The organism is Ciceribacter sichuanensis (assembly GCF_024055605.1).
GTDB lineage: Bacteria > Pseudomonadota > Alphaproteobacteria > Rhizobiales > Rhizobiaceae > Allorhizobium > Allorhizobium sichuanense.
Genome location: NZ_JAMXLX010000001.1, coordinates 847467 through 865715 on the forward strand (window position 1 = coordinate 847467; position 18249 = coordinate 865715).

Here is an 18249-nt window from a genome sequence, read left to right on the forward strand (position 1 = left end):
CCTTGGCCGCGGCGCCCGATGACGAGCGCTTCATGGCGGCCGCGATCCGTCTGTCCCGGTGGAATCTCGGACGTACCTCCACTAATCCTTCCGTCGGCTGCGTGATCGTCTGGGACGGCGTCATCGTCGGCCGCGGCGTTACCGCTGAAGGCGGACGGCCCCATGCCGAACCGCAGGCTCTCGCCGATGCGGGAGAGAAGGCAAGGGGAGCGACTGCCTATGTCACTCTTGAGCCATGCTCGCATCATGGCAAGACACCGCCTTGTGCCGAGGCGCTGATCGCGAGCGGTGTCGCCCGCGTGGTCGTTTCCGTGACCGACCCCGACGAGCGGGTGTCGGGTCGGGGACTTCGCATGCTGGAGGCGGCTGGCATAGAGGTGGAAAGCGGCATTCTGGAGGAGGAAGGGCGAAAGGCGCTTGCCGGTTACCTCACCCGCCAGACGAAGGCGCGCCCGCAAGTGATTCTGAAGCTTGCCGTTTCTCAGGATGGCATGATCGGTCGCGAGGGAGAGGGGCAGGTGGCGATCACCGGTCCTCTGGCCCGCGCACAGGTGCAGATGCTTCGCGCTGAGATCGATGGGATCCTCGTCGGGATCGGTACTGCACTGGCCGACGATCCCGAATTGACCGTTCGTCTCCCGGGACTTCAGCAGTTCTCCCCGACCCGCATTGTTCTCGATCGCCGGCTCGAATTGCCGCTCGGTTCGAAACTGGTGAAAACGGCGAACGAGGTTCCCGTCATCTGCATTTCGGAGCCGGGTGATGACGATGCTTTGTCAAGCCGCCGCGATGCTCTTCGGGCGGCCGGGGTGGAGGTCCTGCAATCCGAGGATCTCGGGGCGCTGTTGTTCGCGCTCGCTGCCCGTGGCATTTCTTCGCTGCTGGTGGAGGGGGGCGCCCACATCGCCAAGTCCTTCCTCGATCTGGGACTGATTGACGAGGTCTGGCTCTTCCGTGGCGACGTCGTCGTCGGGACGGGCGGTATTCCCTCTCCAGTAACTCCGGCGAGGCTGCCACCGGGGTTTGTCCTTGAGCGATCGCTCGCTTTCGGACCGGATCGTCTGGAGATCTTCCGCCGTCCCGACTGAGACTGGCCGTTCTGATGCGTTAACGCCAGAACAGCATGATCAGAATGATGAGCGGAATCGGAACTCCGAGAAGCCAGAGCAATATGCCGCGACCCATTTAAAATCCTCCCTTGTCTGTGGCGGCGGCAACAGCTGCGCTGCCTTCGCTACGTCGTTGTGACTGCAGCTTAAAGCTTCGGGCGGTGGGTTTTGTTCCGGCAAATGATTGTTCGAGGGAGGAGGTAGTGCCTGTCACCGATGGTCTTTCAGCTAAAAACACTTGCCATTGGCGATGCGCCGTGGTTTGACCCCACTGACTGGCCAATGGCCGCACTCTCTTGAAAACCGGGATCGTAATCATGGCAAAGAAGAAATCCGCACCGCATCTTCTGATCGTCGAGGCACGGTTCTACGATGATATGGCAGACGCGCTTCTGGAAGGCGCAACCTTTGCCCTCAAGGAAGCCGGAGCGACCTATGACGTCGTGACCGTTCCCGGCGCACTTGAAATTCCGCCGGCAATTGCCATGGCGCTCGATGCGGCGGATGATGAAGGCACGGTCTACGATGGTTTCGTGGCGCTCGGCTTGGTCATTCGTGGCGAAACCTATCATTTCGATATCGTCGCGAACGAATCCTCCCGTGCGATCATGGATCTCGCCGTCTCCGAATCGCTCGCGATCGGCAACGGCATCCTGACGGTAGAGAACGATGACCAGGCCTGGGCCCGCGTTCGCCGTTCCGACAAGGACAAGGGTGGCTTCGCCGCTCGCGCTGCGCTGACGATGATCGCGCTGAAAGAAAAACTGGGTAACTGACGAAACATGTCGAAGGAAGAAAACCAGCCGGTGAAATCCGCCAACCAGCGCGGGGCAGCGCGCCTTGCCGCTGTGCAGGCGCTCTACCAGATGGATATCGGTGGCACTGGCGTACTTGAAGTGGTCGCCGAATACGAAGCCCACCGTCTCGGTCAGGAGATCGATGGTGATACCTACCTGAAGGCCGATCCCTCCTGGTTCCGCTCCATCGTCGCAGGCGTCGTGCGTGACCAGAAGACCATCGACCCGATGATCCGTCAGGCGTTGCAGGACGACTGGGCTCTGTCTCGCATCGACAGCACTGTCCGCGCCATTCTGCGTGCCGGCACGTTTGAACTGCTCGAGCGCAAGGATGTGCCGATTGCTGTGATCGTCACGGAATATGTCGAAATCGCCCGCGCATTCTTCGAGCAGGATGAGCCGAAGCTCGTCAATGCAGTCCTCGACCGCATCGCCAAGCAGGTGCGCGCTCCGGCAAATAAATAATCTGAAGGACTGACGGGAATGACCGCTGCTGAGCCTCGGGGGTTGGAAGGCCAGTTGCGGTCTGCCAGACGCAATGTCTTTCTCCTCGCCGCGGCCCAGTCCATTCTGGGCTCGGCTGCTCCGCTCAGCTTTGCTGTCGGTGGCCTTGCTGGTTTCCAGCTTCTCGGAGCGGACAAGTCTCTCGCTACCGCGCCGCTCACCGGTTTCAACGTCGGCGTGGCGCTCGGCGCGATCGTCGTGGCGGTCGCTTCACGCTTTCTGGGGCGACGCGAAAGCTTCATGCTCGGTGCAATGATGGGGGCGACCGGTGGCGCGGTGGCGGCACTTGCGCTTTTCCGCTCCGATTTCTGGCTCTTTGCTTTCGGGCTCATGCTGATCGGTCTTTCGGGCGGCTTCACCCAGAAGATCCGTTTCGCCGCAGCCGATGCCTCGCCCAGCTTCTACAAGGGCAAGGCTATCTCCTGGATTCTTGCCGGCGGCATCGTATCGGCAATCGTCGGGCCGCAACTCGCCATCTGGCTGAAGGATGCGATGGCCCCGGTCACCTTCGCCGGCGCGTTCATCGGCTTGGTGCCGCTGATGCTGCTGGCGATCGTGGTTCTGGCTTTTCTGAAGCTGCCCGATGCGGCTGGAAAGACCGGCGAGAACGGCGAGCCGGCAAGGCCACTACGCGAAATTGTCACCAACCAGCGCTTCATCACCGGCATGATCTGCGGCATCAGCTCCTATGCATTGATGACCTTCATGATGACCGGCGCGCCGCTCGCCATGGTCATCGGCTGCGGCTTCTCTTCCGAACTCGCAACGCTCGGCATCCAGTGGCATGTCATCGCCATGTTCGCCCCGAGCTTCTTTACCGGCATGCTGATCTCCCGTTTCGGCACGGAGAAGGTGGTGGCCGCCGGTCTCCTCATTCTGATGGCCTGCGCGATCGTCGCACATATGGGAGTCGAACTCTGGAACTTCTGGGGCGCGCTGGTGCTGCTTGGCGTTGGCTGGAATTTCGGCTTCATCGGCGCAACCGCCATCGTCGCCTCGAGCTATCGGCCGCATGAGGCCGACAAGGTGCAAGGCTTTCACGATATCATCCTGTTCGGCACCGTGGCGCTTTCCTCCTTTTCTTCCGGCAAGGTTTTCACGGCATTCGGCTGGTCTGTCATGAACCTCGTCGTCTGGCCCGTCACCATCGTCTGCCTCATCCTGGTTGTCCTGCAGATGCGCGCAACTGCCGCCGCAAGGAAGGGTTGAACTCCAAGTGATGCGACACCAGCGGGACTTGACGTAAAGGAAAGCGCGAAGCAATCTCGCCCCAAGCCGGACGACCTCGGAGGAGGGGGCCGAGTCCGGATGTCACCGCCCGCGAGGAGTGAGGCGCGGGCAATACGGGAGGGTATTGCGAATGACAGTTCTACCAGTTGTTATTTTATGCGGTCTTCTGTCTGTGGCCTATGCGATCTGGGCCACGCGCTCCGTGCTGGCAGCCGATCAGGGCACCGCACGCATGCAGGAGATTGCGGGCTATATTCGTGAAGGCGCCCAGGCCTACCTCGCTCGCCAGTATCTGACGATTGCCATCGTGGGTGCCGTTGTTTTCATCGCCGCCTGGATCCTTCTTTCCCCGACTGCTGCGATCGGCTTTCTGATCGGTGCGGTGCTTTCCGGCGCCGCCGGCTTCATCGGCATGCATGTTTCGGTCCGCGCCAATGTGCGCACCGCGCAGGCCTCATCCCAGAGCCTTTCAGCCGGTCTCGACATCGCCTTCAAGTCCGGAGCCATCACCGGCATGCTGGTGGCCGGTCTAGCCCTTCTCGGCGTTTCCATCTATTTCTACATTCTGACCGCGATACTCGGCCATGAGAGCGGTTCCCGTGAGGTTATCGATTCGCTCGTAGCCCTTGGTTTTGGCGCTTCGCTGATCTCGATTTTCGCCCGTCTCGGCGGCGGTATCTTCACCAAGGGCGCCGACGTTGGCGGCGACCTCGTGGGCAAGGTCGAGGCCGGTATCCCGGAAGACGACCCGCGCAATCCTGCAACCATTGCCGATAACGTCGGCGACAATGTCGGCGACTGCGCCGGCATGGCGGCCGACCTGTTCGAGACCTACGCGGTATCTGTCGTCGCCACCATGGTTCTGGCCGCGATCTTCTTCGCCGGTTCGCCGATGCTCGAAATCGCCATGACTTATCCTCTGGCAATCTGCGGCGCCTGCATCGTCACCTCGATCATCGGCACCTTCTTCGTCAAGCTCGGGACGAACGGCTCGATCATGGGAGCCCTCTACAAGGGCCTGATCGTCACCGGCATCCTGTCGATTCTCGGTCTCGGCGCCGCCACGTCGCTGACCGTCGGCTGGGGTTCGGTCGGCATCGTCGGAGGCCAGGACATTACGGGCTGGAACCTGTTCATCTGCGGCATTCTCGGTCTCGTTGTGACGGCCCTGATCGTCGTGATCACCGAATTCTACACCGGCACCAACAAGCGCCCGGTCAATTCCATCGCGCAGGCTTCCGTGACCGGCCACGGCACCAACGTCATCCAAGGGCTTGCCGTTTCGCTGGAATCGACGGCACTTCCGGCAATCGTCATCGTCGGCGGCATCATCGCCACCTTCCAGCTTGCCGGCCTCTTCGGCACCGCAATCGCCGTGACCACCATGCTCGGCCTTGCCGGCATGATCGTGGCACTAGATGCATTCGGCCCCGTGACCGATAACGCAGGCGGTATCGCGGAAATGTCGCACCTTCCGCCGGAAGTGCGCAAGTCCACCGACGCGCTCGACGCCGTTGGTAACACCACCAAGGCGGTGACCAAGGGCTATGCGATCGGTTCGGCAGGCCTTGGCGCGCTCGTGCTCTTCGCCGCCTATTCCAACGACCTGCAGTATTTTGCTGCCAACAGTGACAAATACCCGTATTTTTCGGGCATCGGGTCAATTTCGTTCGATCTTTCCAACCCGTATGTGGTGGCCGGCCTGATCTTTGGTGGCCTCATCCCCTACCTGTTCGGCGGCATCGCGATGACGGCTGTCGGCCGCGCAGCGGGCTCGATTGTCGAAGAGGTTCGTCGACAGTTCCGTGAAAATCCGGGCATCATGCAAGGGACAGTCAAGCCGGACTATGGCCGCGCAGTCGACATGCTGACCAAGGCCGCGATCCGCGAGATGATTGTTCCCTCGCTGCTGCCCGTGCTGGCTCCGCTCGTCGTCTATTTCGGCGTGCTGCTGATTTCCGGCTCCAAGGCTTCCGCCTTCGCAGCCCTTGGCGCGTCGCTGCTTGGGGTCATCGTCAACGGCCTCTTCGTGGCGATCTCCATGACCTCAGGCGGCGGCGCCTGGGACAACGCTAAGAAGAGCTTCGAAGATGGCTTCATCGACAAGGACGGCGTCAAGCATCTGAAGGGATCGGAGGCCCACAAGGCATCCGTCACCGGTGACACGGTTGGCGATCCTTACAAGGATACTGCCGGCCCGGCGGTCAACCCGGCGATCAAGATCACCAATATCGTTGCACTGTTATTGCTGGCCGTGCTGGCTGGTTGAGGCTGGCAATTATATTCAAACGAAAAAACCGCGGAACGATGTTCCGCGGTTTTCTTTTTTGTCTCCTGCCGTTCGGTCAGGTACCACCCAGCATGTTCTTGATGCTGTTGGCTGCGCCGCCGCCGCCGGAGAGAATCTGCTGCAGGAAGGTGAGATCCTTGCCGCCCGTCGGAGTGGTGCGGGAGATCATGTCGAAGACCTTGCCGTCCTTCATGGTGTAGTTCGCGCGCTGCGACACAACGCCGTCCTTGTCAAAATAGATGGCGAGGATTTGCTGTTCTACAAGCCGCTGCTTCATGAAGGCGGCCGAGCGGGTGCGCGTCTGAGAAATGTAATAGAAGACTTCGCCGTCGAAGGTCGCGGTCGTGGACGGCGTGCCGAGCGACAGCAGCACCTGCTCGCGGCTGGAGCCGACCGGCACGAGGTCGAGAGCGCTCTGGTCTACCACGTAACCGTTATGGAAGACCTCCTGGGTGGTGCAACCCGAAAGGCTTCCGACCGCCACAGCAAGCGCGACAGCAGTGCATCCGAGAACGTTTCTGTTCGATCTGAGGTACCGCATTTCCAACCGCAAGTCTCCCATGACTCTAGAGATGGACGTTCCGGAGAAACGTCCGCAAACCTGTTGCGCATACCATTGTGGCCTTTCCGGGGACGAACGGCCGGCTGCGACAAACTCGCTTTCGGTCCGGCGATCGGAGACCGGTGATGCCGTGCCGGCTGTCGCAGGCAGGCAGAAACGGCATTGCAATTCACGCCTGCTTCGGTAAACCAGCTTTCGCAATCATGCAACAAGAGCATGGGCAGGCAGGCTTGTTCCTGCGGTTCTTTTTGGTGGAATTGAATGGTATTCGGCTTCTTTCGGCAGAAAAAGCATAACCGGCTCATTGTCGAGCGCCAGTATGCGGCGCTGACATCTATCGCTCGCACGCCATTCTTCTATACCGATCTCGGCGTGCCGGATACCGTTATGGGCCGCTTCGAAATGCTGTCCGTCGTCCTGATTTTGTTTTTTCGCCGTACCGCCCGCTCGCCCCGTAGCGGCCAGGAAATCGCCCAGGAAATCGTCGACGCCTTTTTTCAGGATGTCGATCATTCCATCCGCGAACTCGGCATCGGCGATCAGGGTGTGCCGAAACGCATGAAGAAACTCGCCGGTATGTTTTATGGTCGCCTCGAAGCCTATGCGTCCTGCCTCGACAAAGGTGAGCGCGAGGAGTTGGCGACGGCGCTTCGACGCAATATATACCCGGAAACGGTGGAGACCGCGCCTTCAATGCAGGGTCTGGCCGATTGGATGATCGAGGCCGAACATGCATTGGCCGGTCTGGGCGAGGATGTGATCGAAACCGGATCCGCCCGACTTGTGGTTCCCGGAGGAACACACTGATATGACGACGAACAGGAAGGATGCTGGTGGCTTCACATATCTCGTGAAGGTGGGCCATATATCGGCCAATCCGGTGCAGGTGCATGTGGAGGCCGATGAGCGCGAAAGCGTCTGGCTTGCGCAATTGTGGAAGGTGCTGGCGGTGAACCGCCTAGCCGCGGAACTTCAGATCGCCCGCTGGAAGAAGGACGGCGTGCGCATCAAGGGACGCGTGACGGGCGAGATTGTTCAGTCCTGCGTCGTGACGCTGGAGCCGGTCACCACCGCGATTGACCAGGAGATCGACCAGATCTTCGTGCCGGAAGGTTCGAAGTTGGCGCGCATCGTGACCGACGAGGCCGGCGAAATGGTTTTCGACCCGGACGGTCCGGATCTGCCTGAGACCTTTTCCGGCGACGCCATCGATGCTGGTGCTCTGGTTGCGGAGTTTGCGGCGCTCGCCATCGACCCTTATCCCCGCAAGCCCGGCGTGGCCTTTGGAGGGCATCAGGAAGGTGCCGTCGAAGACGATCGGCGACCTTCGCCTTTCGCGGTACTGAAGGACTGGAAAAAGGACTGAAGCGCTGCGGAAACCCGGCGATGTGGGTTGTGCATGGCGGCAAAAACGGTATTTTGGCCGAAAATTTCGCCCGGCAGCGAAAAGAAGGATCAGATATAAGTGATCAGAATTTCTCTCGACGTCATGGGAGGCGACTTCGGCCCTGAGGTCGTCATTCCCGGAGCTGCCAAGGCGCTGGAGCGGCATCCCGACACGACGTTCATTCTTTTCGGTCAGCAGGAGCGCTGCATGCCGCTTCTGGCGCAGTATCCGAAGCTGAAGGAAAAGTCCGTCTTCCATCATTGCGAAGTGGCGGTCGGCATGGACGAAAAGCCGAGCCAGGCGCTTCGCCGTGGCCGCTACGTCTCCAGCATGTGGCGTTCCATCGAGGCCGTGAAGACCGGTCAGGCTGATGTCGTCGTTTCCGCCGGCAATACCGGAGCCTTGATGGCCATGGCAAAGTTCTGCCTCCGCACGATGGCTTCCATCGAGCGTCCGGCGATCGCCGCCATCTGGCCGACACTTTCCGGTGAAAGCATCGTGCTCGACGTTGGCGCTACCATCGGCGCCGATGCGCAGCAGCTTCTCGACTTTGCCCTGATGGGTGGAGCCATGGCTCGCGCGCTTTTCGAACTGGAGCGTCCGTCCGTCGGTCTGCTCAATGTCGGCGTGGAAGAGATCAAGGGACAGGAAGAAGTCAAGGAAGCTGGGCGTCTGATCCGCGAGGCGGGTCTTGATACCATCGACTATTTCGGTTTCGTAGAAGGCGACGATCTCGGCAAGGGCACGGTGGACGTGGTTGTGACCGAAGGCTTCACCGGCAACATAGCCCTGAAGACCGCAGAAGGCACCGCCCGCCAGATTGCGGAATATCTGCGTGCGGCGATGTCACGGACCTTGCTCGCCAAGATCGGTTATCTTCTTGCCAAGGGCGCCTTTGATCGCCTGCGCGAGAAGATGGACCCACGCAAGGTAAACGGCGGCGTCTTCCTGGGCCTGAACGGTATCGTCATCAAGAGCCATGGCGGAACGGATTCCGAGGGATTTGCGGCGGCAATCGACGTCGGTTATGACATGGCCCGCAATGGCCTGACACAGAAGATAGAAAACGATCTGAAGAAATATCATGCCCGGCACCCCTCTGCGGCCGGTCCCGAAGCGGCATGATCCTAGGGGTAGGAAACTAATATGATCCGTGCAGTTGTTCGCGGCTTCGGAGCGTCTCTTCCGAAGCGGGTGATGACCAATCGCGAATTGGAGGACCTGGTCGAAACTTCCGACGAATGGATCGTGCAGCGCACGGGCATTCACCAGCGGTACATTGCCGGCGAAGGCGAGACGACCGCATCGCTAGGTGCCGCCGCCGCGAAGGCAGCTCTGGATAATGCCGGTCTTGCCGCTGCCGATATCGACCTGATTATCTGTGCGACTTCCACCCCGGACAACACCTTCCCCGCGACTGCAGTCAACATTCAGAATCGGCTCGGCATCCACCATGGCTTTGCCTTCGACGTTCAGGCCGTCTGTTCGGGCTTCGTCTATGCCATGGCGACAGCGGATCTCTATATTCGCGGCGGCATGGCCAAGCGCGTTCTGGTGATCGGCGCGGAAACCTTTTCCCGTATTCTCGACTGGACGGATCGCACCACCTGCGTACTCTTCGGTGACGGCGCCGGTGCGCTCGTGCTCGAGGCCGCAGAAGGGGAGGGCCGCACCACTGATCGTGGCGTTCTGACCTCGCAGCTCCGTTCCGATGGCACGCACAGGGAAAAGCTCTATGTCGATGGTGGTCCCTCGACCACCGGCACTGTCGGTCATCTCCGGATGGAGGGGCGTGAGGTGTTCAAGCACGCTGTCGGCATGATTACCGATGTGATTGAGGCGGCGTTCGATGCCACCGGAACCACGGCGGACGACCTCGACTGGCTGGTGCCGCATCAGGCCAACCGCCGCATCATCGACGGCTCGGCGAAGAAGCTCGGCATTCCCTTGGAAAAGGTCGTTGTCACTGTCGACCTGCACGGCAACACCTCGGCAGCCTCGATTCCGTTGGCGCTGGCTGTCGCTGCTGGTGACGGTCGCATCAAGAAGGGCGATCTCGTCATGCTCGAAGCGATGGGCGGCGGGTTTACCTGGGGTGCCGTCCTCTTGCGCTGGTAAGCCTGGGATTCGAAATAAAGGATTTCATACAAGCGCTTGACCGTCACGCCCAAGGGCAATACTCTCACAACGCTTCAACAAGATCATTGATTTATGCGGGCGGGACCACATGGCCGGAAAGACAGTGACGCGAGCGGATTTGGCGGAATCAGTCTTTCGCAAAGTTGGCCTCTCACGCACCGAATCGGCGGAACTCGTCGAGACCGTGATTGACGAGATCTGCAACGCCATTGTGCGTGGCGAGACCGTGAAGCTTTCCTCCTTCGCAACCTTCCAGGTGCGCAGCAAGAACGAGCGAATCGGTCGCAATCCGAAGACCGGCGAGGAGGTGCCGATTTCTCCTCGGCGCGTCATGACGTTCAAGGCGTCCAACGTGCTCAAGCAGCGGATCCTTCGGTCTCACCTGTCGCGCAAGGCCAAGCAGAAGCCGCAAAATCCGGCTTCCTGACGGTCTCGGCATTGTTCCCTTGAGGAATACCCCTAATGGGGTGCTTGAATTTATCACTGCAAATCGTTGAAATAAACGGCGAGTCGCGTTGCCGCGCGAGCCATGGAGCGTGAACATGCAGTTGGATAAGAGCCCGGACGCCTTCCGCACCATCAGCGAAGTTGCCGAAGACCTCGACCTGCCGCAGCATGTCCTGCGCTTCTGGGAAACCCGTTTTCCGCAGATCAAGCCTATGAAGCGTGGTGGTGGCCGGCGTTATTACCGGCCTGATGATATCGAGCTTCTGAAGGGCATTAGGCATTTGCTCTACGATCAGGGCTACACCATCAAGGGCGTGCAGAAGCTCTTGAAGACCAACGGTAACAAGTTCGTGATGGCGGTGGCGACCGGCGATCATGCCACCATGGAAGCGCTGATCGCAGCCAATGCCCAGAAATCGGACGAGCCGAAGCTTGGGCCATCGGATGAGGATCAGGTGGTCGGTCGTCCCAAGGCGAGAGTCAGCGGGCGATTCTTCGGATTCGGCGGCAGCGACGACGGCATGCCTGAAATCTCCGTCGGCAAGAGCTCGGTGGGCAAGGAAGACAGGGCTCTGCTGCAGGAGGCGCTCTTCGATCTGCTTGAATGCAAGCGCCTTCTCGATCAGGTTCGCTGAGGCTTGCAGTTTCCTGAAAGCGGCGACCGCCCACGGTCAAGTGATCAGAGCCAGCGCCAGCGCTTGGGATTGTCAGCCGACTCGATCATCAGCCAGTGAAGATCGACCTCGTCGACCGGCTTGATTTCGTCATTCCTGTTATCCAGCACAAGATCGGCCTTTGGCGTCTTCACGATGACCACGACATGCGCTTCGCCGCTGGGTGTCGTCGCCATGGCAAGCCGGATGGAGCGGGGAGGCAGCCCGCGATCAATCAGCTTTTTCCGCTTCGTAACTGCATAGTCCTCGCAGTCTCCTGATCTGGGTGATAGGCGCCAGGTGTCGTTACCCTTGGTGTCGGAGCCGGGCCGGATGGCCCGATTCACGCTTGTGTTGACCGTCTCCAGGGCGAGCTCCACCTTTCTGTTCAGCTGCGTTCGGCTTGCGCCACCTTTTTGACGGCATTCGCGTGGTGCGTTTACGCAAAGCTTTACAAACGCATAGGGCGCAATCGCGGGAGTCTTTTCTTCGAGAAAGGGCGCCGCAGGGCGCCCCCCGGCTTGGGTTTCGCTGGCTGACCACGAGAAGAACATCGCGACAGCGGCGACAAGGATGCAGATGGTCATGAGAGGCATCTCACGGCTCCATGGCTGTTTACCCTGTGGAACAGGTGGAGCGGCGGGGCGCAGACCACCTGCTTAGGCCGAAGCATCGAGTAGAGAGAATGTTCCGTGATAATCGCAAAAATATGTCGCAATGCAACATGATTGAGGTCTCATATTCTCGTGAATTTATGAGTGTCGGAAAAGAACGAGGGCCGCGTCGGGCAATACCGGGGAGGGGAACGGTACTACTCGGACGCGCAATCAGGAGGGTATCCGCGACTCATCGGAAGCGTCCGGTGGGAGCTTGGTGGGACTTCGTGAACGACAATTGTCCTTTTCCCGTGCTTTGTTCCTCTTTTTCTCCGCTGCTGCATTTTTCCGCTTGCGCTTCGGAGCCGGAAATCCTAATGGGATCAGGCCTTAACGGCAGGTCGGGGCGTAGCGCAGCCCGGTAGCGCACTTGACTGGGGGTCAAGGGGTCGTGGGTTCGAATCCCGCCGCCCCGACCATTAAATTCTTGATTTCCCAGCAAATTATTCGTCAGTTCCGGGTTTTCCCGGATTTGTGACGCGCTGCTGCGACGTTTTTCGGTAAAATTTTCCAGATTCTGCCCTATGATTGCTGCGTTGCAGCATTATATGGGCTATGTCCGCTGCTGGAGGAGTGTGAGCGCGTTGCACCCGAAGTAGCGGAGTGCGGCCGTTACAGATCCGTGGCGGGCCTTCCCGTGGGAGTGAGAGCCGAACAATAGAACGGAAACTGCATTTCCATGCGTATGAAAATTCCCGTGCCGTTTTCCTACATAACGGCCCAGCAGAAGAAATGGCAAAAGCGTTTGGCCCGCGCCGCGGATGTCGTAACGCCGATTGCTCCTGCACGGCCCAGACTTCGCGGTCCTCGTCCGCATCTGACTGAAATCACCGGCTTTGGAACCAATCCCGGGCATCTGCGCATGATGGAATATGTGCCTCCCAAGGGACAGACCAAGCCGGCGCTGATGGTCGTCCTGCACGGATGTCTTCAGACGGCCGCGGATTTCGACAAGGGCAGCAACTGGAGCATGCTTGCAAGAGAAGGCGGCTTCGTCCTGCTTTACCCCGAGCAGCGCCAGTCCAACAATCCGAACCTCTGCTTCAACTGGTTCCGGCCCAGCGCGGTGGCGCGCGACCGCGGCGAGTTGATGTCGATTCGCCAGATGATCGAAAACGCCTGCGAGCGGCATGGAATCGATCGCGACCGCATCTTCCTGCAGGGATTGTCTGCCGGCGGCGGCATGGCTTCCGCCCTGCTTGCCACTTATCCCGATCTCTTTGCTGCCGGCCAGATCGTTGCAGGTCTGCCCTTCGGCTCCGCCCGCGACGCGATGACCGCCCTGTCGGTGATGAAATCGGGCGCAAACCGCACACCGCAGGAATGGGGTGACCTGGTGCGCGCGGTCTCACCCGAAATCAACTGGCGGCCAACGATATCCATCTGGCATGGTACCGCCGATCGCGTGGTCTCTACCGCCAATGCGCGCGCCGCGCTGACGCAATGGCTCGATCTCTACGGGCTTCGCGAGGAGGACGGCAAGGAGGTTTCAATCGAAGGAAGCCCCGCCCGCATCTGGTCCGACAGGTCGGGCCGACCGCTGATCGAATTCTGCCTCGTCGATGGCATGGAACATGGCCTGCCGGTTTTGAAGAAACCCCGCAAGACGCCGGGTGAGGTCGGAGTGCCTTTTATGATCGAAGGGCAACTCAGCGCTCCGCTGCACATGGCGCGGACATTCCTGGCAAGCGTCTGATTTTCCGACTGGCAGGACAGGGTGTGGTTACCCGCATTCCCGGCTTGCCTGATGTTCGTGGGGGGAGGGGATGAACGCGGAAGCCTCAGTTCTCTTCGATCGACACGCCGTCGCGGCCAATGTTGAGTTCGATGCCCTTTGGCTTGGTCTCTTCCTGATAAACATAATATCCGAGGCCGATGACGACCACGGCAAGTGCACCGATGATGAGGTAGAGACCATTATTCCGGTTCATGACTGCTCCTGATCTGTTTGAACAGGTCAGTAATCCGGAAAGAGGGAAATTGTTCCCCCTAGTCGTCGTTCGCGGCGTTGAGGTCTTCCGGGCGCACTCCATCATCTTCCTCGCCACGCTCGGCGAAACGCACGCCGACGCCGCCGGGCGGGCTGTCGCCATCGCCGATGAAGAGTATGCCGGAAGCCTGCAGCGCCTGCTTCAATGCATAAAGCGTCGATGGATCGACATTGGCCTGCTCTTCGGCTTCGGTCTGAAGGATCAGGAATGCAGAAATGCCACTCTTCGCCGAAAGCTGGTCGACGGTGATACCGAGAAGCGCCCGTGCGGCACGAATTTGAGCGGGTGTAGCCATAAGAGCAATATGGCGAAATCGCGCCCGAAATCAATCGGTTCGAAAGAAGGATCAGCTCAGGACTTCGCGGTAAACCGCGAGCGTCTGATCGACCATGACTTCAAGGCCGAAAGAATGGCGGCGGACGGCGGCATTGCCGGCGAAGCGGGCGCGTATTGCCTCGTCCGCAAGCGTCTCCATCGCTTTCGCGAGCGATGAAGGGGCATCATTGTTAGCAACGATGATGCCGTTCTCATCGGGCGTGACGACATTGCGCGCTCCGCCGACATCAGTGACGATGATCGGCAATCCACTCGCTGCCGCTTCCAGCATCACGTAGGACATCGCTTCATAGCGGCTGGGCATGACCAGCACGTCGAGCGCCTGCATGACTTCAGCGCCCGTGATATCTGCGGTGATGGTGACCCGGTCTGCAAGATTGGCGGTCTCGAGCTGCAGGCGGATCGCCTGTTCCAGTTCGCCATGTCCCACCATCAGCAACCGTGCACTAGGGAGGTTCGCTGCTAATTTGGTAAAGGCGGCGATCAGCCTTTCCGGCGCCTTCTGCGCGGAGAGGCGACCAACGAAACCGAATACGATGGCTTCGTCCGGTAGTCCCAAACGCCCGCGGATCGCCGAGCCATTTCCCTGCGGCATGTCCCCCACGCCATTGACAACAACACGCAGCAATTCCGCCGGAATGCCGAGCGTCAGCGCGTGTTCGTATTCGCTTTGCGAGACGCAGATCAAGCGATCGGTGAAGAAGCGCCCGAGCAGGCTTTCCACCTTGCCGAAGAGCAGACGACCCTTGGCCCCGAGCGTCGGGTCCATCGTGCGGAAGGCATGAGGCGTATAGATGCGCGGCACGTGTGGACCGGGAAGGCGTATGCGGGTCAGCGCGCCGGCCTTGGAGCTGTGGCCGTGGATGATGTCGAACGGACCTTCCGCAAGCACCACCTGCGCCAATGCTTGCCATGCGGATGCATCGGCAGGACCGACAGCCCGCAGCATGGGGAGTGCGATGACCTTCCGGAGATCGAGGGCCTTGAGTTCCCCAACGAAGCGTTCCTCCGCCCGCACAGGCGAGTAGACCGCAGTCACGGCGTGACCGCGCGCTTTCAGTCCCGCGCACAGATCGACGAAATGGCGGCCGGAGCCGCCGCCGCTCGGTTCCAGAACCTGGAGGATGCGCAACGGGGAGTTCGTGTCAGGCATGGTCATGTCGGCATGGATCGTCGCTGCGCCCGCTGATAGCGCCATTCGAGCGCGCCACAGCCCCAGACGATGCCGAGCAGGAGGTAGAAGTGCCGCCAGTGGTCGGTGTCGATGACGTTGCCGATGATCATGTGACCGAGGACGACGATCCAGGAAATCATCAGATAGGGCTGCCACGGGCGATTGCGCAACAGGTAACGAAAGCCGATGGTGACTGTCCACGCCATCATCGAGATATAGGAGATGAAGCCGAGCCAGCCGTAACTGGTCAGCGATTTCAGCCAGATATTATGCTCGTCTTCCGGAAAGATCTTGCTGAACACCATTGGTCCGATGCCGAGCGGTTGTTCCATGGCATTCAGGAAGCCGATACGGTGGCGGGCGAAACGGCCGAGATGGCCGCCGTCATATTCCTTCACCAGCGTCGTGCGATCGAGGAACAGGTTACGGACCTGCTCGAACTGCAGTGCTATCGTCACGGCGACGACCAACAGCACGACGGCTGTGAGCGAGAGCAACAGGATCTTCAGCCGGAAGGCTCCGGTGCGTTCCTTCAGAAGCAGGATCAACACCAGCGCGATGGCGGAAAAGAGAAAGAGCGCCCATGCCGCGCGCGAGAACGACAGGAAGACACCGAGCGCAATGATGAGAAGACCGGCGATCTTGAAGGGTGCTCCGGCAAGCCTGCCGGTTAGTAGGCCATGAATCAGGTGGAGCGACGGTGCGATCAGGAAAGGACCGAAGACGTTCGGGTCCTGAAAGGCACCCATGGCGCGGTCATAGCGGGTGAAGGCTTCCGCGCCAGGAAAGGCATGGAAATATCCCAGTATGCCGAGCAGGGCTGTAATTACGGCCGCGGCCACCCAGGCTCGGAAGATCAGCCTCAGCCGCCGGTAATCATCCTCGATGATTGCCGCATAAAACACCGAGGTCAGCGCCAGAAAGGTGGAGACGGCGAGGTACATCGGCCCTTCGGCCAGATCCCGCATCACCGTGAGCGAGAGGATACCGCCGATGTTGAACACCAGCAGGAATGCCAGGAGGGGGGCAACCGCGCGGGAAATCTTCAGCCCGAGAAGGAACCAGATCGCGACCTGAATCACCAGAACCAGTTCATAGGGGGCTGGTTCCGAAATGACGAATCCGGACAGGAAGACGCCGAAGGCGACCATCGCGGAACCGATGATCGCCAGTGCCGCGCGCTGTGGCCTGAAAACGACGGGAGCCTGAAACTCGATCGTACTCAATAGGCGTTTTCCGTGTTCAACAGCCGGATGGGGGTCAGGAACAGGATCTTGAGATCGAAAAGCAGCGACCAGTTTTCGATATAGTAGAGGTCGTATGCTGTCCGGTACTTGATCTTGTCGTCGCTGTCGATTTCACCGCGCCAGCCGTTGATCTGCGCCCATCCGGTCACGCCGGGCTTGACGCGATGGCGGGCGAAATAGCCGTCGACGACTTCCGCATAGACCCGGTCATGGGTCGCGGCGGAGACGGCGTGCGGGCGCGGACCGACGAGCGAAAGATCGCCGCGCAACACGTTGAAGAGTTGGGGCAGTTCGTCGATCGACGACTTGCGGATGAACCGTCCGACCTTCGTGACGCGCGGGTCGCCCTTGGTGACCGCCTGACGGGCCGAGGGGTCGCTCATCTCGGTATACATCGAACGGAACTTGAAGACGTTGATGACCTCGTTGTTGAAGCCATGGCGCTTCTGCATGAAGAAGACCGGCCCCTTGGAGTTCAGCTTGATCGCGATGGCGGTGCCAATGAACACCGGCCACAGGAGCGAGAGGGCCACGAGGCTGAAGAAGATATCGAAGATGCGTTTTGCCACCGAGTCCCAGTCGCGGATCGGCTTGTCTAGAATGTCGAGCATCGGTACTGCGCCGACATGGGAATAGGAGCGCGGACGAAAACGCAGGCTGTTGGAATGGGCAGCGAGCCGCACGTCGGTTGGCAGGACCCAGAGCATCTTGAGAAGCTGCAGGATGCGGGCCTCGGCGCTGAGCGGCAGCGAAATGATCAGCATGTCGATGCGCGCAAGACGGGCGAATTCGACGAGTTCGGCAACGGTGCCGAGCTTCGGATAGCCTGCGACCACATCAGGCGAACGGGCTGAACCGCGGTCATCGAAAATACCGCAGATGCGGATATCGTTCTCTGGCTGCTGTTCCAGCGCGCGGATCAGGTCCTTGGCCGGCTGGCCGCCACCGACGATGACGGCGCGGCGTTCCATCACACCGTTGCGGCCCCAGCGGCGAATGGCGAAGCCGACGAGATTGCGCTCGACGAACAGGAAGGCAAGGCCGCTGCCGTACCAGATGACGAACCAGTCCTGGAAATCGACGCCGTTACTGATGAAGATCAAGAGCGACAGGGCAACGAGTGCCAACGCCACTGTCCATGCGCCGAAATAGCGTCCCATGGAGCGTAGCGGCGTCCGCAGCGATGAAATGTGATAGCAATCGGCGGCTTGTAGCAACAGCAGGGCAACACCCGATCCGATCAGGCTGATAGCCAGTATGCCGATGAAATGCTCTGCCGGATTGACGGAGATGAAGTAGTGGATGCCGAGGCCGAAGGCGAGCAGGCAGAGGAATTCCAGCAGTCGGAGCTGGCCGGTGATGATCGTCGGGGAATAGTTGGATTCCTGAAACTGCCCAGCAATCTGGCGTGCCAGCGGATTCATCTCGACGTTCTCCGCCGCGCCGGGCTTGGCATCGCCCATGGCAGCATTTTCCGAGATCTTCTTGCGCAGCGCGTCAACGTCGAACTGCTCGGACTTTTCCATCTGGTTCATTTGAGGATCTCACCTTTTGCGGTCGCAGCCTACGGGAAAGGTCCTAAGAAACGTTTGATCAGGTACAGAAAAACCGATGGAACGGCGAAATATCCGTCATGTTTTGATACAGTTATACCGGCTCCACTCTCCGTCCGCGATTTGACGGAAATCAACGTCTTGCGGGATGGATCGTGCAATGGAAGACTTCTT

General features: G+C 60.0%; 19 protein-coding genes, 1 tRNA gene and 1 pseudogene. 14 read left to right on the forward strand and 7 right to left on the reverse strand.

Translation table 11 applies throughout. From position 1 onward, the window contains the following. Positions 1-2 precede the first annotated feature (2 nt). The 5 genes from ribD to NBH21_RS04140 all read left to right on the forward strand — a co-directional run bounded on the left by ribD (position 3) and on the right by NBH21_RS04140 (position 5909). Positions 3-1088 (forward strand): bifunctional diaminohydroxyphosphoribosylaminopyrimidine deaminase/5-amino-6-(5-phosphoribosylamino)uracil reductase RibD, encoded by a 1086-nt coding sequence (ribD, locus tag NBH21_RS04120; RefSeq protein ID WP_250912656.1) that lies wholly within the window; start codon positions 3-5, stop codon positions 1086-1088. A 338-nt stretch (positions 1089-1426) separates the two neighbouring features. After that, a complete protein-coding gene (ribH, locus tag NBH21_RS04125) occupies positions 1427-1885 on the forward strand; it encodes a 6,7-dimethyl-8-ribityllumazine synthase (RefSeq protein WP_250912657.1) in 459 nt (152 codons plus the stop codon). Positions 1886-1891: 6 nt separating this feature from the next. Next, a complete protein-coding gene (gene nusB / locus NBH21_RS04130; protein WP_163904762.1) occupies positions 1892-2371 on the forward strand; it encodes a transcription antitermination factor NusB in 480 nt (159 codons plus the stop codon). Positions 2372-2389: 18 nt separating this feature from the next. Beyond that, complete coding sequence (locus NBH21_RS04135) at positions 2390-3619, forward strand: MFS transporter (RefSeq protein ID WP_250912658.1); 1230 nt, start codon at positions 2390-2392, stop codon at positions 3617-3619. 151 nt (positions 3620-3770) lie between these two features. Further along, positions 3771-5909: a sodium-translocating pyrophosphatase gene (locus tag NBH21_RS04140; RefSeq protein WP_250912659.1), complete on the forward strand. Its 2139-nt coding sequence runs from the start codon at positions 3771-3773 to the stop codon at positions 5907-5909. 76 nt (positions 5910-5985) lie between these two features. Here NBH21_RS04140 and NBH21_RS04145 read toward each other — a convergent pair whose 3' ends face one another. Next, complete coding sequence (locus NBH21_RS04145) at positions 5986-6483, reverse strand: outer membrane protein assembly factor BamE (protein ID WP_425340372.1); 498 nt, start codon at positions 6481-6483, stop codon at positions 5986-5988. A 241-nt stretch (positions 6484-6724) separates the two neighbouring features. Between NBH21_RS04145 and NBH21_RS26225 the strand changes: the two are divergent. The 7 genes and pseudogenes from NBH21_RS26225 to NBH21_RS04175 form a co-directional block, all read left to right on the forward strand. Then, positions 6725-6823: pseudogene (locus NBH21_RS26225) on the forward strand (hypothetical protein); the annotation flags it as partial. Further along, positions 6796-7299, forward strand: coding sequence for a ubiquinol-cytochrome C chaperone family protein (locus tag NBH21_RS04150; protein WP_425340385.1), 504 nt, complete (start codon positions 6796-6798; stop codon positions 7297-7299). The pseudogene NBH21_RS26225 and the gene NBH21_RS04150, both read left to right, overlap by 28 nt. A 1-nt stretch (position 7300) precedes the next feature. Further along, a complete protein-coding gene (locus NBH21_RS04155) occupies positions 7301-7858 on the forward strand; it encodes a YceD family protein (protein ID WP_250912662.1) in 558 nt (185 codons plus the stop codon). A 99-nt stretch (positions 7859-7957) separates the two neighbouring features. After that, entirely contained in the window at positions 7958-9004 is a 1047-nt protein-coding gene (gene plsX / locus NBH21_RS04160; protein WP_250912663.1) for a phosphate acyltransferase PlsX, read from the forward strand. A 21-nt stretch (positions 9005-9025) separates the two neighbouring features. Continuing rightward, the gene (locus NBH21_RS04165; RefSeq protein WP_250912664.1) at positions 9026-9997 is read left to right on the forward strand and encodes a beta-ketoacyl-ACP synthase III; all 972 of its coding nucleotides are present in this window, start codon (positions 9026-9028) and stop codon (positions 9995-9997) included. A gap of 109 nt (positions 9998-10106) precedes the next feature. Next, the gene (locus NBH21_RS04170; RefSeq protein ID WP_099057427.1) at positions 10107-10445 is read left to right on the forward strand and encodes an integration host factor subunit alpha; all 339 of its coding nucleotides are present in this window, start codon (positions 10107-10109) and stop codon (positions 10443-10445) included. Positions 10446-10560: 115 nt separating this feature from the next. Beyond that, positions 10561-11100: a MerR family transcriptional regulator gene (locus NBH21_RS04175; protein ID WP_250912665.1), complete on the forward strand. Its 540-nt coding sequence runs from the start codon at positions 10561-10563 to the stop codon at positions 11098-11100. 44 nt (positions 11101-11144) lie between these two features. Here the strand turns inward: NBH21_RS04175 and NBH21_RS04180 are convergent, their stop codons facing one another. Beyond that, entirely contained in the window at positions 11145-11705 is a 561-nt protein-coding gene (locus tag NBH21_RS04180) for a transglutaminase-like cysteine peptidase (protein ID WP_250912666.1), read from the reverse strand. A gap of 411 nt (positions 11706-12116) precedes the next feature. On the opposite strand from NBH21_RS04180, the gene NBH21_RS04185 reads away from it, so the two are divergent. Continuing rightward, positions 12117-12193: transfer RNA gene (locus NBH21_RS04185), tRNA-Pro, on the forward strand. A gap of 260 nt (positions 12194-12453) precedes the next feature. Further along, positions 12454-13470 carry an extracellular catalytic domain type 1 short-chain-length polyhydroxyalkanoate depolymerase gene (locus NBH21_RS04190; RefSeq protein ID WP_250912667.1) on the forward strand — a complete coding sequence of 339 codons (1017 nt, stop codon included), beginning with the start codon at positions 12454-12456 and terminating at the stop codon, positions 13468-13470. An 85-nt stretch (positions 13471-13555) separates the two neighbouring features. Here NBH21_RS04190 and NBH21_RS04195 read toward each other — a convergent pair whose 3' ends face one another. Genes NBH21_RS04195 through NBH21_RS04215 form a run of 5 tightly spaced genes read right to left on the reverse strand, consistent with a single transcriptional unit; the run spans position 13556 to position 18057 of the window. After that, positions 13556-13705: a hypothetical protein gene (locus NBH21_RS04195; RefSeq protein WP_250912668.1), complete on the reverse strand. Its 150-nt coding sequence runs from the start codon at positions 13703-13705 to the stop codon at positions 13556-13558. Between the two features lie 58 nt (positions 13706-13763). Beyond that, complete coding sequence (locus tag NBH21_RS04200) at positions 13764-14060, reverse strand: helix-turn-helix domain-containing protein (RefSeq protein ID WP_250912669.1); 297 nt, start codon at positions 14058-14060, stop codon at positions 13764-13766. Between the two features lie 51 nt (positions 14061-14111). Continuing rightward, entirely contained in the window at positions 14112-15299 is a 1188-nt protein-coding gene (locus NBH21_RS04205; protein WP_250912670.1) for a glycosyltransferase, read from the reverse strand. Continuing rightward, positions 15257-16501, reverse strand: a complete 1245-nt coding sequence (locus tag NBH21_RS04210) for an O-antigen ligase family protein (protein WP_250912671.1) — start codon at positions 16499-16501, stop codon at positions 15257-15259. Before NBH21_RS04210 ends, NBH21_RS04205 begins: the two co-directional genes overlap by 43 nt. After that, positions 16498-18057 (reverse strand): undecaprenyl-phosphate glucose phosphotransferase, encoded by a 1560-nt coding sequence (locus NBH21_RS04215; RefSeq protein ID WP_250912672.1) that lies wholly within the window; start codon positions 18055-18057, stop codon positions 16498-16500. The genes NBH21_RS04210 and NBH21_RS04215 overlap by 4 nt, the downstream gene beginning before the upstream one ends. Positions 18058-18249: the final 192 nt, after the last annotated feature.